22 protein-coding genes and 1 pseudogene are annotated in these 25,719 nt (G+C 66.4%); 12 read left to right on the top strand and 11 right to left on the bottom strand.

Annotation, left to right across the window (positions count from 1 at the left end; translation table 11 throughout):
* The first annotated feature begins 100 nt into the window (after positions 1–100).
* The 4 genes from C0606_08885 (at position 101) to C0606_08870 (ending at position 5,198) form a co-directional block, all read left to right on the top strand.
* Entirely contained in the window at positions 101–2,722 is a 2,622-nt protein-coding gene (locus tag C0606_08885) for a leucine--tRNA ligase (GenBank protein PLX38316.1), read from the top strand.
* 4 nt (positions 2,723–2,726) lie between these two features.
* A complete protein-coding gene (locus C0606_08880) occupies positions 2,727–3,266 on the top strand; it encodes a hypothetical protein (protein PLX38315.1) in 540 nt (179 codons plus the stop codon).
* Positions 3,267–3,356: 90 nt separating this feature from the next.
* On the top strand, positions 3,357–4,388 hold the full coding sequence (locus tag C0606_08875; GenBank protein PLX38314.1) for a DNA polymerase III subunit delta: 1,032 nt from the start codon (positions 3,357–3,359) through the stop codon (positions 4,386–4,388).
* 309 nt (positions 4,389–4,697) lie between these two features.
* Positions 4,698–5,198: a GNAT family N-acetyltransferase gene (locus C0606_08870; GenBank protein ID PLX38313.1), complete on the top strand. Its 501-nt coding sequence runs from the start codon at positions 4,698–4,700 to the stop codon at positions 5,196–5,198.
* 24 nt (positions 5,199–5,222) lie between these two features.
* Here the strand turns inward: C0606_08870 and C0606_08865 are convergent, their stop codons facing one another.
* The 4 genes from C0606_08865 to C0606_08850 form a co-directional block, all read right to left on the bottom strand.
* Positions 5,223–7,307 (bottom strand): hypothetical protein, encoded by a 2,085-nt coding sequence (locus C0606_08865; protein ID PLX38312.1) that lies wholly within the window; start codon positions 7,305–7,307, stop codon positions 5,223–5,225.
* Between the two features lies 1 nt (position 7,308).
* The gene (locus tag C0606_08860; GenBank protein PLX38311.1) at positions 7,309–10,188 is read right to left on the bottom strand and encodes an RNA-binding protein; all 2,880 of its coding nucleotides are present in this window, start codon (positions 10,186–10,188) and stop codon (positions 7,309–7,311) included.
* The gene (locus C0606_08855) at positions 10,185–11,075 is read right to left on the bottom strand and encodes a DUF58 domain-containing protein (GenBank protein PLX38766.1); all 891 of its coding nucleotides are present in this window, start codon (positions 11,073–11,075) and stop codon (positions 10,185–10,187) included. Before C0606_08855 ends, C0606_08860 begins: the two co-directional genes overlap by 4 nt.
* Before the next feature lie 83 nt (positions 11,076–11,158).
* Positions 11,159–12,187 carry an AAA family ATPase gene (locus C0606_08850; protein ID PLX38310.1) on the bottom strand — a complete coding sequence of 343 codons (1,029 nt, stop codon included), beginning with the start codon at positions 12,185–12,187 and terminating at the stop codon, positions 11,159–11,161.
* A gap of 212 nt (positions 12,188–12,399) precedes the next feature.
* Between C0606_08850 and C0606_08845 the strand changes: the two genes are divergently transcribed.
* From C0606_08845 to C0606_08835, 3 genes are read left to right on the top strand one after another with little or no spacing between them, the layout of a single operon-like run.
* A complete protein-coding gene (locus C0606_08845; protein PLX38309.1) occupies positions 12,400–13,056 on the top strand; it encodes a DUF1285 domain-containing protein in 657 nt (218 codons plus the stop codon).
* Positions 13,053–13,673: a CoA pyrophosphatase gene (locus C0606_08840; GenBank protein ID PLX38308.1), complete on the top strand. Its 621-nt coding sequence runs from the start codon at positions 13,053–13,055 to the stop codon at positions 13,671–13,673. The genes C0606_08845 and C0606_08840 overlap by 4 nt, the downstream gene beginning before the upstream one ends.
* 43 nt (positions 13,674–13,716) lie before the next feature.
* Positions 13,717–14,976, top strand: a complete 1,260-nt coding sequence (locus tag C0606_08835) for a CCA tRNA nucleotidyltransferase (GenBank protein ID PLX38307.1) — start codon at positions 13,717–13,719, stop codon at positions 14,974–14,976.
* A gap of 25 nt (positions 14,977–15,001) precedes the next feature.
* Here C0606_08835 and C0606_08830 read toward each other — a convergent pair whose 3' ends face one another.
* From C0606_08830 to C0606_08815, 4 genes are all read right to left on the bottom strand, one after another.
* A complete protein-coding gene (locus C0606_08830) occupies positions 15,002–15,520 on the bottom strand; it encodes a hypothetical protein (GenBank protein PLX38306.1) in 519 nt (172 codons plus the stop codon).
* 58 nt (positions 15,521–15,578) lie between these two features.
* Complete coding sequence (rlmN, locus tag C0606_08825) at positions 15,579–16,841, bottom strand: 23S rRNA (adenine(2503)-C(2))-methyltransferase RlmN (GenBank protein PLX38305.1); 1,263 nt, start codon at positions 16,839–16,841, stop codon at positions 15,579–15,581.
* 185 nt (positions 16,842–17,026) lie between these two features.
* Positions 17,027–17,533, bottom strand: coding sequence for a hypothetical protein (locus C0606_08820; protein PLX38304.1), 507 nt, complete (start codon positions 17,531–17,533; stop codon positions 17,027–17,029).
* Between the two features lie 243 nt (positions 17,534–17,776).
* On the bottom strand, positions 17,777–18,328 hold the full coding sequence (locus C0606_08815; protein PLX38303.1) for an RNA methyltransferase: 552 nt from the start codon (positions 18,326–18,328) through the stop codon (positions 17,777–17,779).
* A gap of 197 nt (positions 18,329–18,525) precedes the next feature.
* Between C0606_08815 and C0606_08810 the strand changes: the two genes are divergently transcribed.
* Positions 18,526–19,497 (top strand): NADPH:quinone oxidoreductase, encoded by a 972-nt coding sequence (locus tag C0606_08810; protein PLX38302.1) that lies wholly within the window; start codon positions 18,526–18,528, stop codon positions 19,495–19,497.
* A 14-nt stretch (positions 19,498–19,511) separates the two neighbouring features.
* On the opposite strand, the gene C0606_08805 is transcribed toward C0606_08810, so the two are convergent.
* Together C0606_08805 and C0606_08800 are read right to left on the bottom strand one after the other, a co-directional pair.
* Positions 19,512–19,940: a hypothetical protein gene (locus C0606_08805; protein PLX38301.1), complete on the bottom strand. Its 429-nt coding sequence runs from the start codon at positions 19,938–19,940 to the stop codon at positions 19,512–19,514.
* Between the two features lie 131 nt (positions 19,941–20,071).
* Positions 20,072–20,551 carry a DNA mismatch repair protein MutT gene (locus tag C0606_08800; protein ID PLX38300.1) on the bottom strand — a complete coding sequence of 160 codons (480 nt, stop codon included), beginning with the start codon at positions 20,549–20,551 and terminating at the stop codon, positions 20,072–20,074.
* Positions 20,552–21,180: 629 nt separating this feature from the next.
* Here C0606_08800 and C0606_08795 point away from each other — a divergent pair.
* On the top strand, positions 21,181–22,092 hold the full coding sequence (locus tag C0606_08795; protein PLX38299.1) for a metallophosphatase: 912 nt from the start codon (positions 21,181–21,183) through the stop codon (positions 22,090–22,092).
* A gap of 734 nt (positions 22,093–22,826) precedes the next feature.
* Here C0606_08795 and C0606_08790 read toward each other — a convergent pair.
* Positions 22,827–23,411: pseudogene (locus tag C0606_08790) on the bottom strand (hypothetical protein).
* Positions 23,412–23,566: 155 nt separating this feature from the next.
* On the opposite strand from C0606_08790, the gene C0606_08785 reads away from it, so the two are divergent.
* The 3 genes from C0606_08785 to mtnA are packed head-to-tail and all read left to right on the top strand — an operon-like array spanning position 23,567 to position 25,690.
* Positions 23,567–24,052, top strand: coding sequence for a hypothetical protein (locus C0606_08785; GenBank protein PLX38298.1), 486 nt, complete (start codon positions 23,567–23,569; stop codon positions 24,050–24,052).
* 14 nt (positions 24,053–24,066) lie between these two features.
* On the top strand, positions 24,067–24,576 hold the full coding sequence (locus tag C0606_08780) for a hypothetical protein (protein ID PLX38297.1): 510 nt from the start codon (positions 24,067–24,069) through the stop codon (positions 24,574–24,576).
* Between the two features lie 16 nt (positions 24,577–24,592).
* Positions 24,593–25,690 (top strand): S-methyl-5-thioribose-1-phosphate isomerase, encoded by a 1,098-nt coding sequence (gene mtnA / locus C0606_08775; GenBank protein PLX38296.1) that lies wholly within the window; start codon positions 24,593–24,595, stop codon positions 25,688–25,690.
* Positions 25,691–25,719: the final 29 nt, after the last annotated feature.

The raw sequence follows: 25,719 nt of genomic DNA, 5'->3' as shown, positions 1-25,719 counted from the left end.
GGATAAGAATACGCGCCAAAACGAACAATCGGAGCCTTTCGAGTGATTTGACAATCACGGGAAAAGGCTCCGATCACATCAAGAGAGACGGTCGAGGCGAATGGCAGCCGAGCGATACAACGCCCGCGAGGCGGAACCGAAGTGGCAGAAGACCTGGAACGAAGCCAGGGTCTTCCACACCGACAACGGCGATCCGCGCCCGAAATACTACGTCCTCGAGATGTTCCCCTATCCGTCCGGGCGCATCCATATGGGCCATGTGCGCAACTACGCGATGGGCGATGTGGTCGCCCGCTTCAAGCGCGCCAAGGGCTTCAACGTGCTGCATCCGATGGGCTGGGACGCCTTCGGCATGCCGGCCGAAAACGCCGCCATGCAGAATAAGGTCCACCCCAAGGAATGGACCTACGCCAACATCGCCGCGATGCGCGCCCAGCTCAAATCCATGGGCCTGTCGCTCGACTGGGACCGCGAATTCGCCACCTGCGACGTCGACTATTATCACCGTCAGCAGATGCTCTTCACCGACATGCTGAAGGCCGGCCTCGCCTACCGCAAGAAATCGAAGGTGAACTGGGACCCCGTCGACCAGACCGTGCTCGCCAACGAGCAGGTCATCGACGGCAAGGGCTGGCGCTCCGGCGCCACCGTGGAACAGCGCGAGCTGACCCAGTGGTTCTTCAAGATCACCGCTTTCTCCGAAGACCTGCTGAATTCGCTCGAGGGCCTCACCCGCTGGCCCGACAAGGTGCGCCTGATGCAGGCGAACTGGATCGGCCGCTCGGAAGGCCTGCGCGTGCGCTTCGAATATGACGGCGCCGCTCCCACAGACGATCCAACGCTGGAGATCTTCACCACCCGCCCGGACACGCTGTTCGGCGCCAGCTTCATGGCACTTGCCGCCGACCACCCGGTCTCCAAGGCGCTGGCCGAAAACAACGCCGATCTCGCCGCCTTCTGCGACGAATGCCGTCGCCTCGGCACCAGCGTGGTGGCCATCGAAACGGCGGAGAAGAAGGGCTTCGACACCGGCGTGCGCGTCAAGCACCCGTTCGTCGAAGGCAAGACCCTGCCGGTCTACATCGCCAACTTCATCCTGATGGATTACGGCACCGGCGCCATCTTCGGCTGCCCGGCGCATGACCAGCGCGACCTCGACTTCGCCCGCAAATACGGCCTCGACGTCACCCCCGTGGTGCTGCCGACCGGCGCCGACGCGGCAACCTTTACGATCGGCGACGAGGCGGTGCTGGAAGACGGCGCGCTGTTCAACTCCGATTTCCTCGACGGCCTCAATGTCGCCGCCGCCAAGGATGCGGTCGCCACGCGGCTTGAAGGCACCACCGTGCACGGCGCCCCGCAGGGCGAGCGCCAGGTCAATTTCCGCCTCCGCGACTGGGGTATTTCCCGCCAGCGCTACTGGGGTTGTCCGATCCCGGTCATTCACTGCGAGAAATGCGACATCGTCCCGGTTCCGAAGGAAGATTTGCCGGTTAAGCTGCCCGACGACATCACTTTCGACAAGCCGGGCAACCCGCTTGAGCGGCACCCGACCTGGAAAGACGTCACCTGCCCGAAATGCGGCGGCAAGGCGCGGCGCGAAACCGACACGATGGACACCTTCGTCGATTCCTCGTGGTACTACGTCCGCTTCACCGACCCGAAGAACACCGATCCGACCGATCCGAAGGCGGCCGACGCCTGGCTACCGGTCGACCAGTATATCGGCGGCATCGAGCACGCGATCCTGCACCTGCTCTATTCGCGCTTCTTCACCCGCGCCATGCAGGCGACCGGGCATCTCGACCTGAAGGAGCCGTTCGCCGGCCTGTTCACGCAGTGCATGGTCACCCACGAGACCTACAAGTCGGCGGGTGGCGACTGGATCACCCCGGCCGAGATCCGCTTCGTCGACAGTGCCGAGGGCCGCAAGGCGGTGCTTGAGGAAACCGGCGAGCCGGTCGAGATCGGCCCGATCGAAAAGATGTCGAAGTCGAAGAAGAACACCGTCGACCCGACCGACATCATCGACACCTTCGGCGCCGACACCGCGCGCTGGTTCATGCTGTCCGACACGCCGCCGGACCGCGACATCCAGTGGACCGACGCCGGCGCGGAAGGCGCACACCGCTTTATCCAGCGCGTCTGGCGCATGATCGCCGAGACCGTGCCGTCGCTGCCGGCGCATGGTGCGGCCGTCCCCGACGCCCTGTCGGAGGCGGCAACAGCACTGCGCAAGGCGACCCACAAGGCGCTCGCCGCCGTCGAAAGCGACATCGAGCAGCTCGCCTTCAACCGGGCTGTCGCCCGCATCTACGAACTCTCGAATACCCTGTCGAAGGCCGTCGGCGATGCTGCCAAGGCTGGCGATGCTGGCCTCTTCTGGGCATTGCGCGAAGCTTTCGAAACGACGGTGCAGATGATGGCGCCGATGACGCCGCACCTTGCCGAGGAGTGCTGGACCGCGCTCGGCGGCGACGGCCTCATCGCAACCCGCGCCTGGCCTGAAGTCGAGGCAACGCTTCTCGTCGAGGACACGATCACCCTGCCGGTGCAGATCAATGGCAAGAAGCGCGACGACCTCGTCATTGCAAAGGGCGCCGACGAAGACGCGGTCAAGGAAGCCGTTCTCGCGCTCGAAGGCGTGCAGAGGGTCTTGCAGGGCGCCGCGCCGAAGCGCATCATTGTCGTTCCGAACCGTATCGTGAACATTGTGGCTTGAACCGATGGCTGACCGCCGACCGCCTACAAGACGATCCGTGATCAGCTCGGCGCTGCTTGGCAGCCTGCTGATTGCCGGGCTTACGCTCGGCGGCTGCAATGTGCGGCCGATGTACGGCACGCTGCCGGGCGGCGGCACGGCGATGGACGAGTTGCGCGCCATCGACATCGAGGCCGCCGACGACCGCGTCGAGCAGGTGGTCCGCAACGAGCTGATCTTCGCCTTTACCGGCGGTGGTGAGGCGGCCGCGCCGCGCTATCGCCTGCGACTCTTCCTGACCAAGCTCGAAGCCGATCTCGGCGTCGAAAAGTTCTCCGACGTACCGGCTGCCTATCTGATGCGCCTGTCGGCCAATTTCGTGCTGCTCGATGCCGCCAGCGGCAAGACGCTGTTGACCGGCAAGAGTTTCGCCAACGCGTCCTACGACTTCTCGACCCAGCGCTTCGCCAATGTGCGCGCCGAGCGCGACGCCGAGGACCGCGCCGCCCGTGTCATCGCCGACGATATCCGCACCCGCATCGCGTCCTACTTCGCCGAGCAGTAAGCGACTGGCGGACAAGGATCGTTTCGCCTCCGATTCGGCTGCGAAACGGATCCCGCGAGGCGACGGACGACGCACAATATGTGAGTTTCGATGGCCGTTCTGAAGGGACCCGCTCTCGACCGATTCCTGAAGGAGCCCGACCCGAGCGTCGGCTTCGTTCTGGTCTACGGCCCCGATGTCGGTCTCGTCTCGGAACGCTGCAAGGCCATCGCCAACGCGGCGACCAAGGGCTCCAGCGACCCCTTCGCCCTGATCCGCCTCGACAGTTCCGAAATCGATGCCGACTCGAACCGGCTCGCCGACGAGGCGCTGCAGATCGCGCTGTTCGGCGACCGCCGCACCGTCTGGGTGCGCGCCGGCGGGCGTGGCGATCTCGCCGGCATGATCACCCCACTGATGCACGAACCGCCGGAAAACACCCTCATTCTGGTCGAGGCGGGCGACCTGAAAAAGGGCGTCGCGCTGCGTCGCCGCTTCGAGGAAAACCGCGGCGCGGTGGCGATCGCCTGTTATCCCGACGAGGCGGGCGACCTCAACCGGCTGATCGATGACGAAACCGCCGCGGTCGGCCTCGCCATCGATTCCGATGCCAGCCAGGCCCTGCACGCGCTCATCGGCGGCGACCGGCTCGCCTCGCGCAGCGAAGTCGCCAAGCTCTGCCTCTATGCCCGCGACAGCGGCCGTATCACACTGGCCGACGTCGAGGTCTCGGTCGGCGACGCCTCCGCGCTTGCCGCCAGCGAGGTGATCGACGCCATGTTCCTCGGCGAGATCGACACTGTCGTGCGTGGCCTCGACCGGCTGACCGCAGCTGGCCAGTCGGTTTCCGGCATCGGCACCAACGCGCTCCGCCACCTCCACATGCTGCATCGCATGCGCGCCGAGATCGAAGCGGGTGCTGCCGCCGACGCCGTCATGAACCGCGCCCGCCCACCGATCTACTTCCGCCGCAAGCCGCTGATCAGCCGCGCCCTGCAGCGCTGGAATACCATGCGGCTGGAACGCGCCATGACCGTGCTGAGCGAGGCGATCCACAAGACCCGGCTCTATCGCGACCTCGAAGAAGCCGTGCTTGCCGACGCCATGATCACCATTGCCCGCGCCGGCCGCCGTCCCGCCTGACCCTTTTCGCGAAAAGAACGGCAATTCACCGCAGGGCGGAAACGCTGGACGTCCGCTTTTTCGCGTGGTATTGCGCCAGCTTCCATCGGACGTTTCCGCATCTCGGGAGCGCCCCACCGGCAATGGCACGAGGACATCCGCCCCATGTGGCAGGTCAGCCGTCAGCGACGACGAATTGAGATCCGTGACGAATTTTCGTCGCGCCTCTTCGTATGCCGTCGCCCCACCGGTCGTTGACTGCCGCCGCAAGTGCGCCATCCCGCCGGGTCCGGATGACGGGACCCTAAATTCCTTCGCGGGATTCTCTTCATGTCCGATATTGTTTTCACCATCCGGCCCGAGCTGCCCTCGGATGATGCCGCCGTCGACGCCCTTCATGACGAAGCCTTCGGGCCCGGCCGCTTCGCGCGGACCGCGTTCCGCCTGCGCGAGGGCGTGCCGCACGACCGCGCCTTAAGCTTTTCCGCCACAATCGATGACGACATCGTCGGCTCGGTCTGGCTGACGCCGATCCTGATCGGAGAGGCGCCCGCGTTGCTGCTCGGGCCGCTCACCGTCAGTCCAACGGTCAAGCATATCGGCATCGGCCGGGCGCTGATGCGTACCGTCATGTCGGCCGCCGCCGAGGCCGGCCACGGCCTCGTCCTGCTGGTTGGCGACGAACCCTATTATGGCGTCTTCGGCTTCAAGCCGGTCGCGCCCGGCACCGTCATGCTGCCCGGCCCGGTCGACCCGAAGCGGTTGCTGCTCGCCGAGCTGAAAGGCGGCGCATCGATCGCCGCGCGCGGCATGGCCCGGTCGGTGCGCTGACAAAAAGCCTTTTGGGAGAACGCGTCAGCGCCCCTCGCGGTACCAGGCAAGGCTGAGCGCGCCGAGCAGCAACGCCAGCCCGATCAGCCCGGCAAGCAACGGCAACCGGTCGATGCCGGTAACGGTGCTCGCCGCACCGGTGCGGATGCCGATCCAGCCCCGGCCCGCATAGGGGCCGTTACCCTTCATCGCCAGAATGCGCGGGGCCACCGCGACCCCGTCGGCACCGGCAACCCGGCGCGCGCTGCCGCCGCTTGCCTCCGTAAGCGCCCGCAACCGCTCCGGCGTCGAGACCACATTGGCAAATTCCTGCGGATCCGTCGGGCCGACCGAAGCAAGGGCCGTCAACGCCCCGTCGCGCGCCGTGTAGAGACCGATATCGGCCGCCGCTACCTCGGCACGCCACAGGCCAGGTGCGCCTTCTGCAAGCGTGATGGTCCGCTCGTCTCCAAGCGGCCCGGTCAGCGTCACCGGACGGGTCTCCTCCGCCAGCGTCTGGCGTTCGACCGTGAGGTGCCGGCCCTTCGCGGTCAGCCGCAACGCTTCTTCCTCGAGATCCGGCTCCTTCATCAGCCAATGGGCGAGACGGCGCAGCAGAGGCCCGTGCGGTCCGCCGCCCTCGAAGCCGCGCGCCCACAGCCAGACGTGATCGGACAGCAGGAGCGCGACCCGCCCCTCGCCGACGCGATGGAGAAACAGCAGCGGCTTGCCATCAGCTCCCGTCATCACCGGCTTCTCGCGCGCGTCCTCGGCCTCGATGAGACGGAACCAGCGGCTCCACTCCGGGTCCGTACCCGACGCGCTTGCCAGCTCCCGCGTCACCGGATGGCGCGCACCGTTTTCGCTGATTGCCGGCTTGTACGGCTCCTCGATGATTCGCCCGGTCGGCGAGGCCGGCATGACGAGCCCGAGCGCGGTGCGGTCGAGCGTGCCGGGTCCCGCGAATTCCGGACCCGCCGCCATCAGGATCGCACCACCGTCGCGCACAAAGCGCGCCATGTTATCGAAATAGGGCGTCGGCAGAACCCCGCGCCGCTGATAGCGGTCGAAGATGATGAGATCGAACTCGTCGATCTTTTCCGAAAACAGCTCGCGCGTGGGAAAGGCAATCAGCGACAGCTCGCTGATCGGCGTGCTGTCCTGCTTTTCCGGCGGCCGCAAAATGGTGAAATGCACCAGGTCGACGGAGGCGTCGGACTTCAAAAGGTTGCGCCAGGTGCGTTCGCCCGCATGCGGTTCGCCCGAGACGAGCAGCACGCGCAGATTCTCCCGGATTCCCTCGATCGCGACGACGGCGCGGTTGTTGAGCGTCGTCAACTCGCCGTCGAGCGTCTCGATCTCGAATTCGAGAATGTTCTTGCCGGCATGCGGGATGGTCAGGCTGACATCGGCGCTCTCGCCGCGATGCAGCGCCGCGCTGCCGACCTCGTTGCCGTCCTGGCGCACCGTCACCCGCGCCGTCGCGGCCGCATCCGTGCCGCCCGCGCCCTCTTCGGCAAAGCGCAGCCGGATCGTCTGCTGCGAGCCGACGAGGCCGAAGCGCGGCGCCTTTTCGATCACCACCCGCCGGTCCGCCTCGCCCGGGCGCCCGGTGACGAGCGCGTGCAGCGGCGCGTCGAAGCCGAGCCGGTCGAGCGTCGGTGGCACGTCGTCGACCTGCCCGTCGGTGATCAGGATCGCGCCGGCGACCCGGTTCGGCGGCACGTCGGCAAGCGCTTCGGCAAGCGGGCCGAACAGCGCGGTGCCATCAAAACCGGCATCGCCCTCGCGGCGTGTCTCGACGAGGCGCAGCTCGACATCCTTCAGCCCGGCAACCGCCGCGCTCACCGCGTCGCGCAACGCATCGCTCTGGCCGGCACGGATATCGAGCCGCTGGCTTTCGCTACGATCGACGATAACCGGCAGGACGCTGGTCAGCGGTTCGCGCTTTTCCCGCTCGAGCGAGGGATTGAACAGCGCCAGCACAAGAAGCGCCAGCGCCAGAGCCCGAACGGCGACGCCGCGCGTACGCGTGATCAAAAGCCCCGCGAACAGCAGAAAGGCGATCACGCCGAAGCCGATCAGCACCGGCACTGGCAACATCGGCGAAAAGATGAGTGTCCAATCCATCTTATTGCCCCAGCCGATGCAGCAGCACCGGGATATGCACCTGATCGGCCTTGTAGTTGCCGGTCATGGCGTACATCACGATGTTGATGCCGACGCGGAGCGCCCGTTCGCGCTGATAGTCTTCCGGCGGCACCGTCGGATAGAGGTAGCGCCCGTCCTCGCCAACCGCCCAGGCGGCGGCGAAGTCATTACCGGTGATCAGGATCGGCGACACCCCGTCACCCGCCCGCACCGGCCGTCCGGCGGTTGCCGCATCATCGATGGCCGGCATTGCCTCGACCCAGAGCGGACTGCCGCTGTAGCGGCCTGGAAACTCCTGCAGCAAATAGAACGCCTTGGTCAGGACGTGATCGAGCGGCACGGGCTCCAGCGACGGCACGTCGAGATCGGCGAGGATCGCGCGCAGCTTCAGCGTCTCCGGGCTGACACCGCCGGAAACGCCGCCCATTCCGCCGCCGACCGGCCCCGCAAGCTGATCCCGTGTGTCGAACAGCACCGTCCCGCCGCCCTTCATGAAGGCCTCGATCCGCCCCATGGAGCGCGATGACGGCGCATCGACCGCGGCATCGATCGGCCAGTAGATCAGCGAATAGAAGGCCAGCTCATCGCTCGCGATGTCGATGCCGATCGGCGCGCCCGGCTCCAACGCGGTGCGTTGCGCGATTTCCCGGCTGAGCCCGGCAAGGCCACGTTCGCTGATCCGGTCGAGATCGGGATTGCCGGTCAACACATAGGCGAGACGCGGCGTCAGCGTGGCGGAGAAGTCGATCGCCGCCGCGGTGTCGGCGCTTTGCGCGCGCGCATCGCCCGCCACCACCCCGAGCGCGACGAGCGAGACAAGCACACCCGCCGCCGTACGCCGGAACAGCGTCGAGAGCCCGCCGCCGAGCGCCAGAACCGCCAGCACATCGAGGAACACGAGTGTGAGCGCGGCCGCGAACAGGTAGGGCGCAAGGGAAAACGGTCCCTCGCGGCTATACGCCTCGACAACAACGGCCTCACCGAGCAACGCCGGATCGAGACGTGTGATCACCGCGTCGTCGGGCATCAGATTGAGCGCGCGAAACCCGTCGGCAACGCCATAGAATCCCGGCGGATGACGGGCATCGACGGTGATGCGGCCGAAATCTCCCGCCGCGATAGGCTCTGCGTCCGCCGGCGGCGTCCCGAGCCGCCCGTAGCCGTCGAGCGCGCGCAAAGGCGCAAGCACGGCCGCGGTCTTCGGCGACGGACCGGCCGCGCCGCTGGCTGCCGCCTCACTCGCCACATCGGACGCAGGTGCTTCCGCGACACTGCCCGCCGACAAGGCAACCGTCCGGCGCAGCATCTCGACGAACACCCCCGACAGCGGCAGGTTCGACCAGGTCGTATCGGCGGTGACATGGCACAGCACCAGCCAGCCGCGCCCACGCCGCGCCGCCGTCACCAGGGGCGTGCCATCGGCAAGGCTTGCCCAGGTCATCTCGTCGAGATCCGGCCCCGGCTCGGCCAGCACCTGGCGCGTCACGGCTACATCCGTCGGCACGGCGAGGTCGGCGAAGGGGCCCCCGCGCGAAAAGGCCGCGAGCGGCTGCGGCTCTTCCCATGTCAGACTGCCGCCAAGCACCCGACCGCCGGAGCGAAGTCGCACCGGAATGAGATCATCACTGCCGGCGGCAAGATGTGGCCCGGCGAAACGGATGAGCACACCGCCGCCATCGACAAAGGACGCGAGCCGGCCGGCAATCGGATCACCCAGCGCACCGATATCGGACAGCACCAGCACCGACACCCGCTGATCGATCAGTTCGCCGATCGCATCCGCCGAGACTGCCGCCTTCGCCTGTCGCAGATCGGCGAAGGGTCCGAGCGACTCGCTCAGATAATGCAGCGGCGACAGCAGCGGCTGTGCCTCCTGCCGCGCGGTTCCCCCAACAAGCCCGACGGTGCGCCGGCGCCAGCGATCATCGATCAGCCGCACCGCGCCCGCCGTATTCTCGTCGACGATATCAAGCCGCACGATGTCATTGCGCAGCTCGATCGGCATGGAAAAGCGCGCCTGCGCCTCGGTCTTGCCGGCGGCAAAGGAGAACAATGCGGTGCCGAGCACGAAGCCCTTCAGGTCGCGCGCCTCGACGACGCCGGACCCGCCGCGCGCCGCGTCGGCCCGCAGCACCGTCACGGTCAGTGCGTCGGACGCGTTGTCGGCACGCCCAAGCGCCCGCGGCAACGCGCCGTCCGGCTGAATGAGCGTCAGCGGCGCCTCGCCGGCCAGGGTTTTCAGCGTCTCTGCCGCCTGTGCGCCATCGCCGTGATCGATGCCGTCCCCGGCCCACACGATCATGCCGGGTGAACTGTCCACCTGCTGGTCGGCGAGGGCGGACATGAGCGGCGCCCGGAGCGCCGGGCGCGGCCGCGGCAGCAAGGCGGCAAGCCGCTCGCGCGCTTCCTCCGCCGAAGTGGCGGCAAGCGGCTGATCGATGCCGTCGGCACTGGCGACAAGAACCACCGGCCGCCCGTCGCGTTCGGCGGCATCGAGCAGACGTTCTCCGGTCATGATCCGGACGGCCCAGTCGCGCGCCGCCGCCCAGCTGTTGTCGAGAATGAGGACGAGCGGACCCGGACCCGCCGTGCCGCCGCCCGCGACGGGCCGCCACAACGGCCCGGCAAGCGCCAGAATAATGGCGGCCGCCGCTGCCAGACGCAGCGCCGTCAGCCACCACGGGCTGTGCGCCGGGGTTTCCTCATGACGGGCGATCTCGGCCAACAGTCGCGTCGGCGGGAATGGAACCTCGCGCGGCCGTGGCGGGGTCAGCCGCAGCAGCCACCAGATCACCGGCAGCAGGATGAGCGCCCCGAGCATCCAGGGGGTTAGGAAACCGATCGGCAGCAGTCCGCTCATCGCCGTCCCCCGCCGTTGCCGGACGCCCGTGCCGCCGCATCGTTGCCGCCATCGGTCAGCCGCCGGTGCAGCGACAACAGCGGCTCCGCCGCCGGTCGGTCGGTGTGATGCAGGATCATGCTCCAGCCGATCCGCCCAACGAGCCGCTGCAGCGCCTCGCGCCGGGCCTTGAGGCGCTCGCCATAGGCGGCGCGCCATTCCTCGGCACGACCGGCGAGAACGCGCAGACCGCTCTCTGGATCGCGGAACTCGCTACGGCCGGTGAACGGGAAGGTCTCCTCGACCGGATCGAGAATCTGGATCAGATGCCCGCGCGTTCCGGCATCCGCCGCGTGGCGCACGAAGGCCTCGATCTCGTCGAGCGGATCGAGCAGATCGGCAAAGACGACGATGTCGGAAAACCGCCCGAGCGGAGTATCGCCCGGCAGCGCCCCGTCGGGGCGCACATGCATCAACGCGGCACCGAGCCGCTCGGCCGCGTCGCGATTGGCCGCCGGGCGCAGAACTCCCGGCATGCCGACGCGCTCGCCGCCGCGTGAAAGCAAATCGGCAAGCGCCAGCGTCAGCACCAGAGCACGGTCTCGCTTGGTCACATTCGACAGCGAGGAGCGGAACGCCATCGACGGGCTGAGATCCGGCCACAGCCACACGGTGTGCGCCGATTCCCATTCCTGCTCGCGGATATAGAGATGATCGTCGCGCGCCGAGCGCCGCCAGTCGATCCCGGCAATCGATTCGCCGGTGATGAAAGGCCGGTACTGCCAGAAGGTCTCGCCCGGCCCGCTCTGCCGCCGCCCGTGCCAGCCGGCAGCCACCGTCAGCGCCACCCGCCGCGCCTCGATCAGAAGATCGGGCAACGTCGCGGCAAGCTCCCGCCCGTCGCGCATCAGTTGCGGCGACAGCGACGACCCCGGCTCTTCGGCATCGGTCAATGAACGCACAAAGGGCGGTTTCAGCGTGCCTCTCCCTGTCAACCGAGCCGGCCAACGAGCCGACCGATCACATCGCCGATGGCATGGCCGTCGGCCCGCGCGGCAAAGGTCAGCGCCATGCGGTGTTTCAGCACCGGCTCGGCAAGCGCGAGGACGTCGTCGACGGAAGGCGCGAGCCGACCCGAGATCAGCGCCCGTGCACGCACCGTCAGCATCAGCGCCTGGCTGGCGCGCGGCCCCGGTCCCCAGGCGATCAGATGGGTATCGGCTTCGGGCGCGGAACTCTCGTCCGGCCGCGCCGAACGCACCAGATCGAGGATCGCCTCGACCACACTGTCGCCGACCGGCAAACGCCGCACCAACGTCTGGAAGCGCATCAGCTCGGCCGCATCGAGCACCTTCTTCGCGCGCGCCGCCTCGACACCGGTCGTGTCGATGAGGATGCGCCGCTCTGCCTCGCGATCCGGATAGTCGACGTCGATCTGCATCAGGAAGCGGTCGAGCTGGGCTTCCGGCAGCGGATAGGTGCCTTCCTGCTCGAGCGGGTTCTGCGTCGCCAGCACATGGAAAGGCTGCGGCAGGTCGTGGCGCTGACCGGCGACCGTAACGTGATATTCCTGCATCGCCTGCAACAGCGCGGACTGCGTGCGCGGGCTGGCGCGGTTGATTTCATCGGCCATCAGAAGCTGGGTGAAGACCGGACCCTTGAGGAAGCGGAACGAGCGGCTGCCATCGGCCGCCTGATCTAGCACTTCGGAGCCGAGAATATCGGCCGGCATCAGATCCGGCGTGAACTGCACCCGCCGCTCGTCGAGCCCGAGCACTGTGGCCATGGTCTCGACCAGCTTGGTCTTCGCAAGCCCCGGCACACCGACCAGCAGTCCGTGGCCGCCCGACAGCACCGTGATCAGCGCCTGTTCGACGATCCGCTGCTGGCCGAAGATCACCCTTTCGATGGCATCGCGCGCTTCGCCGATCCGCGCCACCGCGGCTTCGGCCTCGGCAACGATCGCCGAATCGGCCGACTCGCGCGCGGCGCTGTCGAGGGTCGAGGACGGGGTGGTCATGTCGGCGGCCTTTCGTTGGCGGCGGGAGTAATGGCTCGCCCGCCGCGATGCTGCGGCCTCAGCCGCCGGTCGAAACAAAACTAGACAATTTTGCGGTCGGCGTGCACCCGCTCTAAAACACTATAGGGCTCACATTCCCGTGGTCACCTTAACGCGCCCGCCAAGCGCGGGATTATGGGCGCTGGATTTCAGCGGCGAACCGGGGCAACAAGATGGCGCGCGGACCAACCGCGATATCGTCAGGAGAGTATATATTGGCCGACAAGCCGACAGCGACGAACACGGCGGACGAGAACCCGCTCGAGGCGCTGGTGCGTCGTGCCGGTGGGCTGGGGCGCGGCAAGCCGCCGGTCGAGCGCTGGAACCCGCCCGATTGCGGCGCCATCGACATGCGCATCGCTGCTGACGGCACATGGTTCTATCTCGGCACGCCGATTGGCCGCAAACCGCTGGTCGAGCTGTTCGGCTCGGTCTTGCGCAAGGATGCAGACGGCATCACCTATCTGGTGACGCCGGTCGAGAAGATCGCCATCACCGTCGACGACGCACCGTTTCTCGCCGTCGAACTGAACGCAAGCGGGGCGGGACACGATCAGGTGCTGACGTTGCGCACCAATGTCGGCGACGTGGTCGAGGCGGGACCGGACCATCCGCTGCGCTTCGCAGTCGAGGACGGCTCCGGCGGAGTCAAACCCTATGTGCTGGTGCGCGGACGGCTCGAAGCCCTCTTTGCCCGTCCGCTGCTCTACGAACTGGTCGAGCATGGCAGCGAGCACGATGTCGACGGCGCCAACTGGTTCGGCGTATGGAGCAACGGGGAGTTCTTCCCGATCCTGCCGGCCGCCGAACTGGAACGGCTATCCACATGAGCGATTTTTCCGCCGACGCCTTTCGCAGCCGTGCCCAACGCTGGCTCGCCGCCCATCGCGGCGACGCGGATGCCGGCGACCACATCCTCAACCCGGACCTGACATCGGCGGTCCGCGCCCGCGCACTCATCGACGCCGCGGTGCTGGTGCCCGTCATTGCGCACGGCGACAGCGCCACCGTGCTGCTGACCCAGCGCACCGACCACCTTCCCTCGCATGCCGGCCAGGTCGCCTTTCCCGGCGGCAAGATCGACCCCGACGATGTATCCGCCGAAGCCGCCGCCCTGCGCGAGGCCGACGAGGAAATCGGCCTGACCGCCGATTTCATCGACACGATCGGCACCCTCGACACCTATCTCAGCAACTCCGGCTACCGCATCAGCCCGGTGCTCGCCATCGTGCGACCCGGCTTTTCGCTCACCGTCAATGAGGGCGAGGTCGCCGACGTCTTCGAAGTGCCGCTCCACTTCCTGATGTCGCCAGACAACCACCGCCGGGCGACACGCTTTTTCAAGGGGTCCGAGCGCATGTTCTATGAAATGCCCTATGGGGATCGCTATATCTGGGGCGTGACCGCGGGTATCCTGCGGCAGGTCTACGAGCGCCTCTATCTGTGAGGCGGGTCGGCCCCTTCGGCGGAAAGCAACAGTGACAACAGTGATGGACGACGGGGACCCCAGATCGCGCATCGCACCGGATTGGCTCGACGATCCGGCGCTGCAGCGCGTCTTCGAAGCGCTGGTCGTCGAGGATGACGACGCCCGCGCCGTCGGCGGTGCGGTCCGCAACACGCTCATGCAGGTTCCCGTCACCGATATCGACATCGCCACCACGGCGCTGCCCGAAGTGGTCATGGCGCGCGCCGAGGCCGCCGGCCTCAAGGCCGTCCCGACCGGTATCGACCACGGCACCATCACGGTGGTCTCCGAGCACCATCCGGTCGAGGTGACGACGCTGCGCGAGGACGTCGCCACTTTCGGCCGCAAGGCGACCGTGCGCTTCGGCCGCGACTGGACGGCGGATGCCCGGCGCCGCGACTTCACCATGAACGCGCTCTATGTCGACCGCCACGGCAAACTCTACGATCCCGTCGACGGCTATGCCGACTGTCTCGCCCGCCGCGTGCGCTTCATCGGCGACCCGCACCAGCGCATTCGCGAGGATTTCCTGCGCATTCTGCGCTTCTTCCGTTTCCACGCGACCTATGGCACCGGCTCGATCGATCAGGCCGGGCTGACAGCGGTCATCGAGGAAAAAGCCGGGCTCGCCCATCTGTCCGCAGAACGCATCGGCCATGAGCTGCGCCGCCTCGTCGTCGCGCCGGGCTCGGCCGAGACGATCCGCATCATGGTCGAGGGCGGCATCGCCGAACTGGCGTTCGGCAAACCGGTCTCAGCCGAGGGTCTGGTCGCCCTGCGGGCCTGCGCAAGGCAGGCCGGCACGACAATCGATCCCGCGCTCGCCTTCGTCGCGCTCGGGGTCGAGAGCGCCGACGACGCGAAAACCATCAGCACCCATCTGCGCCTTGCCAACAAGGATCGCGACCGCATGACCGCCATCGCCGCCGCCGTCCATCCTTGCGACGCGGCACCCGACGACCACGCCGCCCGCGTCCTGTTGTACCGCACCGACCCGGGCACCTATCGTGGCGCGATCCTGATCGGCTGGAGCCGCGAGACCGACAGCGACAATGACGCGTTGTGGCGTGCGGCGCTTTCGCTTCCCGACCGTTGGACAGCCCCCGCCTTGCCGCTTGCCGGACGCGATCTGATCGCCGCCGGCGTTGCACCCGGCCCAGAGATTAGCCGGCTTATGAAAGAGGCGGAGGACTGGTGGATCGAGTCAGCGTTCAGGCCGGACCACAAAGCGGTGCTGGATTTTTCTCTGGCATTAACGCAAAAAGGAACGCCGGCAAAATAGTATAATAAAATCAATAAAAAATGTATTATTCGCTTGCCGCATCCGGCGCTTTAGAATCTTCTTTAGCCGGCAATTCTTTCCGCCTTCCGGCGTCTTGCCAACGGCCCGCACGATGGCCCGCGATCAGCCAGTAGACCCCGCCGGCAACGACCCCCGTCGCCAGCAGGATTTCCCAGCCGCGTCGGAAATTGCCGTGCTCGGGCAAGGCATCGCCGAGATAGCCGGCAACGAAGGCAACCGCCACACCACCAAGCAGACTGGCAAGCGCGCTGCGCAGCCGGAACACTTCGGAAACCGCAATCGCCACCATGGCCGGCAGGAAGAACGCCCGCCCGAGCAGACTGCCCGTGACGCCGATGACGAGGAATATCTCGAACTGGGTGATCGGCGCACCCTCGAAGCCCGAGACCGACGGATCGATACCGATGAAATTGCGCCAGATGCCGGATGTGATGGCAAGAAAGCCGCCGGCCGCGTAGCTGGCGACGATGAAGCCGATGGCGACCCAGAAAAACCGGCCGATAAGGGCGAAGATCCGCTCCATCGTTCCTTCTCACCCGGGCGGCGCGGACACACCGCGCGCCGCGGTTCTTCGTAATATCTCAGTCGCCGGTGCCGGCGACCATCGCTTCGAGCGCAATACGCTCGCTGATCTTGAGCCGTTCCGACGCCGATTTGAGCTGGCCGCAGGCCGCCAGGATATCGCGCCCGCGCGGGGTCCGGATCGGCGAGGCGTAGCCGGCCCGGTTGACGATATCGGCGAAGGTCTCGATCGTCTCCCAGTCCGAACACTCATAGGCCGAGCCCGGCCAGGGATTGAACGGGATGAGGTTGATCTTGGCCGGGATACCCTTCAGCAGCCGCACCAGTTCGAGCGCATCGGCGGGCGAGTCGTTGATCCCCTTCAGCATCACATATTCAAACGTGATTCGCCGAGCGTTCGACAGGCCCGGATAGGCGCGGCAGGCGTCGAGCAGCTCCTTGATCGGATACTTCTTGTTGATCGGCACCAGCACGTCGCGCAACTCGTCGCGCACCGCGTGCAGCGACACCGCCAGCATGACGCCGATTTCCTCGCCGGCCCGCGCCATCATCGGCACCACGCCCGAGGTCGACAGCGTGATCCGCCGCCGCGACAGGCCAAGCCCCTCACCATCGGCGGCGATCTGCAGCGCCTTCTTGACGTTGGTGAAATTATACAGCGGCTCGCCCATGCCCATCATCACCACATTGGTGACGAGGCGGCCTTCATTCGGCACCACAGCGCCCATCGGCGTCTCTCGCTCGGGAAAGTCGCCGAGCCGGTCGCGCGCCACCATGATCTGGGCGATGATCTCGCCCGCCGTCAGATTGCGGACCATCTTCTGCGTGCCGGTATGGCAGAAGGCGCAGGTCAGCGTGCAGCCGACCTGGCTGGAAACGCACAGCGTGCCGCGACCCTCTTCGGGAATATAGACCGTCTCGACCTCGACCGGCCGCCCGGCGCCGAGCGAGGGCAGCCGCAACAGCCATTTGCGCGTGCCGTCGGAGGAAACCTGTTCCGCCGCGATTTCCGGCCGGGCGATAGAATAGGCCTCGGCCAGCTTGCCGCGCAGCTCCTTGGAGACGTTCGTCATCGCATCGAAATCGTCGACGCCGCGCACATAGAGCCAGTGCCAGAGCTGCGCCGTGCGCATGCGGATCTGCCGGTCGGGCACGCCGATCGCGCGGAGCGCCTCGCCAAGCCCGTCGCGGTCGAGACCGACGAGGGAATCGCCGCGACCGGGAACGACAACGGCGGTGTCGTCGGCCGCCACTTCGGGGGCCGGAGTGTCGGGCGTGCCGGCGTCATCCGCCGGGGAAGAAAGGGACGTGCTCTCGACCATGTTTCGCTGCGCTTGTTCTGCCGGCCCCGGCGTCGCCCGCAAAACGGCGGCGCGCCCTGCCGAAAATACGAAACGAGCGCCGGCGGACCGCCATGCGCTCGTCTCAATGACGTTGGGCCTATATAGCGCGACGCGGAGGCTGTTGCGAGCCCCGCCGGCTCAGCGCGCGAAAAACGCCCGAAACGCTATTTGCATTCCTTGTCGACGATGTTCACCGACGCGGTGATGCCCGACAGCGAGAAGGTGTAGCTGGTGTTGGTGCCGCGGCTCGAAACGCCGGAGACGGTCATCGAGGAACCGGCCTTCATGGCCGCCACGAGGCTTGCTTCCTGCGCCGCGTTTTCCACCCAGGCGCCATCGCCCTTGGTGAACATGGAATAGGCTTTCCCGTCGATATTGACGTCAACCTTCGAGCCGTCGCGGAACGGATAGCCGACGATCAGGCTCGGCTCGTTGTTGACGCCCTCGCCCGGGCGATTGCTGATGAAGAAGAAAACGTCGCCGTGGTTACGGTCGCCCGGTTCCAGCTTCTTCGGCTTCGACAGGGCATAGCAGACCTTGCCCTTGCTGCCGGCGTAGGAATAGGCCGCCCAGTCTTTCTGCTGCGAAATCAGGGTCGGCGACTGCGCCAACGCGCCGCTTGCGGTCCAGGCAAGGACGAGGACGGCCGTGGCTAGCGTGCGTGCGTGCATGATTGAATTACCACTTCGCTTGGGTGACGTGGGATGCGGACAATATGTCCTGTGTATTTCGCCTAGTTTACCCCAAAAAAGGGTTACCAAACCGTTGAAAAAGGCCCGGAATTTCGAGGTTTTTCCGTTCGAGACCCGTAACCATGCTCGAGCGGAGGCTGGCATTAGGAATGGGGCGAGAGTTTGACATTCCTGCAGTTGGCGCCGCGCCGCCCGACCTCCACCGCCCGGACAAGGCGGTGATCAGCGTTCGATGGTCTTGGGCAACGGCGCATCGGTGCGGAAGCGCGGTCCGCCGTGAACATGCTCCGCCGGCGCCTCGGCGACACCGCCGGTGGCGAGCGGCCGTTCGCCGAATTTCCCCTTCACGCGGATGCGGTCATACATGACGATGGCACCGGCCGTCGCGACGTTGACGCAGAACGCGGTCGGGATCTTCACCACATGGTCGCAGCGCGACAGCATTTCCGGCGACAGCGAGCCGCGTTCCGAGCCCAGCACATAGGCCGCCTGCAGAGGATGGGCGAAGCTCGGCAGTTCGACCGCGTCGTCGAGTAACTCGATGCCGACGAGCTGGCAGCCCTTCGGCAGAACCATGTCGTCGATCGACGCCCACGGGTAGTAGGGGACGTGCGAGGGACTGCGCGCCGTATCCGATCCGGGCCGACCGAGCTTCCTGTAGGCATCGACCGTGAACACGAAGGACGCCCCGAAGGCGTGCGCCGTGCGGATCAGATTGCCGAGATTCATCGGTTTCGACAGGCCCTCGACGCCGATGGCGAAATAGCCGCGCATGCAGTTCCTCATCAGTGATTCGCGAGGGATCGATGCCGGCCACCTCACGCAATTCGGCGGCTTGCATAGCGGCCACGAGCCTTTTTGTCCAATTCGCCGCCAAAACCTGCGGCTTTTCGGCCCTTTGGCTTTTGGCCCGCCAATCGCCATGCTAGGGAAATCTCCGGGGTATTCATTTAGGAATTGGGGCCTATCCGATGAAAGCCGTTCTGTGCCGCGAAAGCGGACCGCCGTCTTCGCTCGTCGTCGAGGACATCGCCGATCCCGTAGCCGAACCCGGTCAGGTTATCGTGCGCGTCGAAGCTGCCGCGCTGAACTTCTTCGACACCCTGTTGATCGTCGACCGCTACCAGTTCCGTCCGGAACGGCCGTTCTCGCCGGGCGCGGAAATGGCCGGCGTCGTCGAAAGCGTGGCAGAAGGCGTCGAAGAGCTGAAACCCGGAGACCGGGTCGTCGGCTATCTGCGCTGGAATTGCTGCCGCGAAAAGGTCGTCGCCAACGAGGAAGACCTCGTCGTGCTGCCCGACAACGTCTCCTTCGAGGAGGCCGCCGGCATCATCGTCACCTACGGAACCACGCTGCACGCGCTGGAAGACCGTGCCGAGCTTCAGCCCGATGAAACCCTTGCCGTGCTCGGCGCCTCCGGCGGCGTTGGTCAGGCCGCGATCGAGATCGGCAAGCTGCTCGGCGCCCGCGTAATTGCCTGCGCCTCATCCGACGACAAGCTCGCCTTCTGCCGCAAGTTCGGCGCCGACGACACCATCAACTACGCCAGTGAGGACCTGAAACAGGCGCTGCGCGACCTCACCGGCGAAGGCGTCGACGTCATCTACGATCCGGTCGGCGGCGATTATTCGGAAGCCGCGCTGCGCGCCATGGCCTATGGCGGCCGTTTCCTCGTCGTCGGCTTCGCCGCCGGCGATATCCCGCGCATACCGCTCAATCTGGTGCTCTTGAAGGGCGGCGACATCCGCGGCGTGTTCTGGGGCGAATCGATCGTGCGCGCGCCCGAGGACCATCAGGCCAATATCCGCCGCCTGCTCGGCTGGGTCGCAAGCGGCGAGCTGAAGCCGCATATCCATGCCGTCTATTCGCTAGAGGAAACGGGGAAGGCGCTGGAGGAAATCGCCGGCCGCCGGGTCAAGGGCAAGGTTCTGGTGAAGCCGTAACCCCGGTCAAGACGTCACTTGCCGCCGTCGTCGATTCCACCGTCATCCAGCCCCTTGTCGGCAAGCGCCTCGCGCGCCGCATTGCGATGCGCCGGACGGATATGCGCACTGACCGCTGCAATCGCGGCCATCAGCACGCCCGCATCGTCTGTATAGCCAACGCCGAGCAGAAAGTCGGGGATCGCATCAACGGGCAGCACGAAATAGGCGAGCGCGCCCATCAGCGTCAGCCGAACCCGGCGCGGCGTCGCCGGATCCATGGCGCAGAAATAGGCCGCGACCAGCTCGTCCATGAACGGAATCTGCCGCGCCGCCTTCTTCAGCGTCGGCCAGAAGCGCGTGCGAACCTTCTCGCTATCGCGGGCAGAGGCGGTCGCCTCCTCCTCGAATTCGGGGCCGAGGATTTCGGGATCGATCGAAGCTGAACCGGGATTCGTGCGCATCTGCGGCGTCCTCCTTGGTGCATCTTGGCGCCGAGACGACACGGCGCGCACCCGTCAGGGCTGCGGAAAACCTCAGTAAAAGATGGGGGCAGGCAGGCAATCGCGCAAGTCTGGCCGGATTTGCCCGCGTTTCACCAGACCGAATCGGGCACCGCGCCGTCGAACACTTCCGCCAGCCGGCGATGGGTCGCCGCAGTGGTTTCTTCCGGCAGATCACCCAATGCAAAGAAGCCGAGTTCGGCGATTTCCCGGTTGGGGACGGCCGGCGGGGTCGGCTGGCTCCACGTCTCGCAGATGTAGAGCCCCACATGATCGCGCCGCGAGGCACGCGCGTTGTGGTAGATCGAGAACAGCCGCGGCACGCCCTCGACCACGATCGCCGCCTCTTCGGCAAGTTCGCGCGCGACCGCCGCCGGCATCGCCTCGCCCGGGTCGACGCCGCCGCCCGGCAGATACCAGCCCGGCACATAGGTATGCCGTACCAGAAGCACCCGCTCGCGCTCGTCGACCACCAGCGCACGGACCCCGAGCGTCATCGGCCGCGCCACCAGCGCCGCCACATGGATCGAGCGTTTGACCAGCGGCTTCAATCGATACAAAAGCCCCGACATTTCGCCACAATCCTTAATTACATGGCCGCCCGGGCCGTTCGATTTACCCACTATTAAGCGGCCATGCGTTGCCCGGGGGTCTGACTTGCGCAAACCCCCCTTACCGCCAGTAACGGATACGCCTATATGGGCGTCAACAACAACTCCGACACAGTTTTTCTTGTCACGAACACCGCCCGCCGGGCGAAGTGAGGAACGATGTTTACCTGGTTCAACCGCAAGCGCTCCGCGAAGAAGTTTGCCTGGCGCCCGGACGTCAACTACAGCGACAGCCGCGTTGTCGCCACGCTGATGACCTTCCCGACCAACTGAGTCGGGATCACGGCCGGCAGCGGCCGCCACCAATTCGACCGGCGCGATCCCTGACGGGCGCGCCGGTTTTCGTTTGAGCGGGTGGCATAACCACGGCGGCACAAACCGACAGAGCATTTTGGCGATTCAAACTGAACGCAAAATGCTCCGGAGCATCGTGCAGCCAATTGGAACAATTGGCGTCGACTAAGATGCGGCTAGGCAAACTGCATCGTGCAGCCAATTGGAACAATCGGCGTCGACAAAGATGCGGCCAAACAAACCGACAGAGCATTTTGGCGATTCAAACTGAACGCAAAATGCTCTAAGTCAGAGGCATGTTCCGTCTGGCGCACCTCTCCGATCCTCATCTCGGGCCGCTGCCCGAACCGACCCGCATGGAGCTCGCCTCCAAACGGGTGATCGGATATCTGAACTGGCGCCGCAACCGCGCCACCAGCCACACCAGCGCCCATCTCGACCGCCTCGTCGCCGATCTCAAAGCCGAGCATCCCGACCACATCGCCGTCACCGGCGATCTCGTCAATCTGGCGCTCGATGCCGAACTCGGTCCGGCGCGCGCCTGGCTCGACAGCCTCGGCCCCGCCACCGACGTCTCCGTCGTTCCCGGCAATCACGACGCCTATGTGCCGGGCGCAGGCAGCCGCGCGCTGCAGGCCTGGGCTCCGTTCATGTGCGACGACAACGCCGTCTCAACCGGCGTGCATTTCCCCTATGTGCGCCACCGTGGTCCGGCCGCGATCATCGGGCTGTCCAGCGCCCGCGCCACCGCGCCCTTCATGGCCACCGGCCATTTCGATGCCGCCCAGGCGCGCGACCTCGCCGTCCGGCTCGAGCAATGCCGCAGGGAAGGCCTGTGCCGCATCGTGCTGATCCACCATCCGCCGTTCCGCGAAAAGGCCGACTGGTATCGCCGTCTGGTCGGCGCCAGCCGGCTGCGCAACGTCATTCGCGACCACGGTGCCGAACTCGTGCTGCACGGCCACACCCACCGCGACCACCTCGAATGGACCGAGGGCCGTGACGGTCCCGTCCCGATCGTCGGCGTCCCGTCCGCGTCGAACGCGCCCGGCGGACGCCGCCCGGCAGCGCGCTACAATCTGATCGAGATCGAGGGAAGCCCGGGGGACTGGCGGCTGACCCAGCGCGAACGTGGCCTCACCGAGGCGAACCGCCCGGTCGAGGAAATCCGCGTCCGCAGCCTTGCGCCGGAAGGCGCCCTCTCCTGAACGACGGCACCCGCTAGCACGTGAGTTCCGCGCTTGCGGTCCTCGGGTTCGTTGAGCGTGATACGGCAAGTGTGGGCGAACACAGCAGCAGCCCCATATGCTCCGCGTCACCCCGGCCTTGAGCCGGGGCCCATTGCCCCTGTCGAAACGCTTTGCCGGTGCGAACTGCGGCAAGCATCGCGCGCCACGCGCGACCGCTCCACTCTGTTCATCCGCCATTGGATCCCGGATCGCGCCGCTTCGCGGCTTGTCCGGGATGACGTGGAGTGATTGGAGTCAAGGGGATGCCCGCTTTCAGGCGCGGTGCGCCCATCACCCGCTCACGTCATCCTCCGGCTTGACCGGAGGATCGGTCGGCAACGGGAATGGTGGTCAAGAATCTTGGCAAGGAGGAACATGCGACATCAGGCGCGCAAATGCACGTCGACCCGAGTCGAGGGCGTTCCTCCGGTCAAGCCGGAGGATGACAAGAAAAAGCCACCGGCAACAGAACCCTACTGCGCCGGCGCGGTTTCCGCAGCCGGGCCGCCCGTGGCGCTTTCGGCGGCATCCTTGGTCGCCTCATGCGGAATTGCCGGGAACGAGCCCTGCGGGGCAGCGGTTTCCGAACCGGTTGCCGGTTCGCCAACAGCCGGTGCCGGGGTCTCCGTCGAAGCGCTTTCTGCCGGGAAGGTCGTCGGCAGATTGAGCAGCTTCACCATGTCGACGATGCCGGCATAGTGCAGATATCCCGCCAACGCCGCTGCGCCGATCAGCGCACCGAGCACCAGCCCGAGCACGGTGCCGCCTCCGCCCGTCGGCTGCTTCTCGGCAACCGGCTCGTCGCCGGCTTCCTTGGCGGCAGCCAGAGCCTTCGCCGCTTCCTCGGCCTCGGCGGCCGCCTTTTCGTTCAGCCGCTGCACCTGCCAGTCGGCCTCGATGGCACGTTCGCGCTCGACCATGCGGTCGGCGACATAGGTGGTGACCCGTTCGGAAACGAGTTCCATGTCGTCGCTCTCGGCGAGCACGACCCGGCCGAGCCGGGTGTCGGACAGGAAACGATAGGTACGGGCATCGCGGGCAACCGCCACATGCGCGGTCGCGTCGACCCACAGGCGCGGCGCGGTCCCGCGCGTGATCTCGAAAACGAAGCGTTCGTCGCCGGTCGGAATCTCGTCGATGACGGCTTTCAGATCCTCGAGCAGAAGATCGAGCCGGGTCACCTCGGTTTCGCGCCGCTCCTCGATCGCATCGTCGCGCTCGACTTCGGCCAGACGTGCCTTGCGAACCGCATCGCGCAAACTGCGCACGCGCGCGTGCGGCACGACATTATCGTCCATCTCGCTCATTCCGGTCCTCTCGACCTCCAGGTCACGCACCCATGACCCACGCCCCTCGCTCCTTTTCTTAACAGATCGTTACCGCGCTTGACACTCCCGGCCCTGCCGGCCATGCCTTTAAGGTTACCGCCCGCAAGCGACCCGAGGTTCCACCAATGTCCGAATTGCCGAAAAGCGCGCAAAAGGTAGCCGATGCCGCCGGTGCCGCAGGCCTTGCCGTGACCGTGCTCGAGATGCCGGATTCGACCCGCACGGCGGATGAAGCCGCCGCCGCCTGCCAGTGCACCGTCGGACAGATCGTCAAATCACTGATCTTTCGCGGCCGCGACACCGACACGCCGTATCTGTTCCTCGTTTCCGGGGCGAACCGGGTCGATGAAAAGGGCGTCGCCGCCCACCTCGGCGAAAAGCTGAAGCGCCCCGACGCCAACGATGTGCGCGCGCTGACCGGCTACGCCATCGGCGGCATCCCGCCGATCGGCCACGACGCGCCGCTCGCCACCTACATGGACGAGGATTTGATTGCCTTCGACGTGGTGTGGGCGGCAGCCGGCACCCCGCGCTGCGTTTTCTCGGTCGATCCGAAAGCGCTCGAACAGGCGACCGGCGCCCATGTACTCGGCGTGAAGAAACCGGCGTGACGCAGGATAGTCAGATGAAACATCGCCCCGCCGCCATCCCGCGCACCCTTCGCACTGCCTTATGGGCAGCAGGCGTTGCCATAGCGCTTGCCGGCTGCGGCAGCGAGGAGCCCGTCGTCAAGAAAGACGCGCTGGAAGCAATCGCTGTCGGCGCGACCGCGCGCCTCGCCGCACTGACCGACGAAAAGCCCGATACCGCCTGCGTGCTCTACCCCTATCACACCACCGTTGAGCCGAATGAACCCGACAGCACGCGCATCAACACCGCGCTCGCCGACGCCGGCTATCGCGGCGACGAGATGGAGTGGACGATCGTGCTGGCCAGCAAGGCGGGCGTGAAATACGCCTCCTTCCGGCGTACCAGCGGGCTCGATATCATGGCGTCGCATGAATTGCGGGCCGAGGTTCAGGCGATGATCCCGCAGGGCTTCACGCCCTCGGCCTGCGCGCCCGCAAGCACCGCCGGTTTCGCCAAGCTTGTCTGGCACGAGCGCACCTATCTGGTCTTCGGCCACTTCGATTGAGAAAAAGGACTTTTCCATGAAGATCGACGGAACGCCCTATCGCACGATCTGGCTCGACGACGACGGCTGGACGGTCACGATCATCGACCAGACCCGCTTCCCGCATGTCTTCACCACCGTGCCGCTGAAGACGCTGGAAGACGCGGCGCACGCCATCAAGGTGATGCAAGTGCGCGGCGCGCCGCTGATCGGAGCAACGGCAGCCTATGGCGTCGCGCTCGCCATGCGCGCCGATCCGAGCGATGCCGGCCTGGATACGGCCGAAAAGGTGCTCGCCGCGACCCGGCCGACCGCGATCAACCTTTTGTGGGCGCTCGGCGAGATGCGCCAGGTGCTCGCCCCCCTCGCGCCGGATGACCGCGCGGCCGCCGCCTACAAGCGCGCTGCAGAGATCTGCGACGAGGACGTCGAGATCAACGCCGGCATCGGCCGCAACGGGCTCGCAATCATCCGCGAGATCGCCGCGAAGAAGCCGGCCGGCGAACCGGTCAATATCCTCACCCACTGCAATGCCGGCTGGCTTGCCACGGTCGACTGGGGCACGGCGACGGCACCCGTCTACATGGCGCATGACGAGGGCATCCCCGTCCATGTCTGGGTCGACGAGACCCGCCCGCGCAATCAGGGCGCCTCGCTGACCGCCTGGGAACTCGCCCATCACGGCGTGCCGCACACCCTCATCGTCGATAATGCCGGCGGCCATCTGATGCAGCACGGCAAGGTCGATCTGGTGATCACCGGCACCGACCGCACCACCGCGTCGGGCGACGTCTGCAACAAGATCGGCACCTATCTGAAAGCGCTTGCGGCCCACGACAACGGCATCCCGTTCTATGTCGCCCTGCCCTCGCCGACGATCGATTTCCGGCTGTCGGATGGCCTTGCCGAAATCCCCATCGAGGAACGCGACGCGACCGAGGTCACCCACCTGACCGGTCTGACGGAACAGGGCGACGTCGAGACCATCGCCATTCTGGCCGAAGGGTCGGGTGCGGCGAACCCGGCCTTCGACGTCACGCCGGCGCGCCTCGTCACCGGGCTCATCACCGAGCGCGGCGTGTGCGCGGCAAACCGCGAGGCGATTGCCGCGCTGTTCCCGGAACGCGTCGTCTGAGCGGATACCCACGTTCGCCGACACCGACC

The organism is Hyphomicrobiales bacterium (assembly GCA_002869065.1).
GTDB lineage: Bacteria > Pseudomonadota > Alphaproteobacteria > Rhizobiales > Rhodobiaceae > Rhodobium.
Note: the sequence above shows the minus strand (reverse complement) of the source record. Positions and strands in the feature narration are given on the sequence as shown.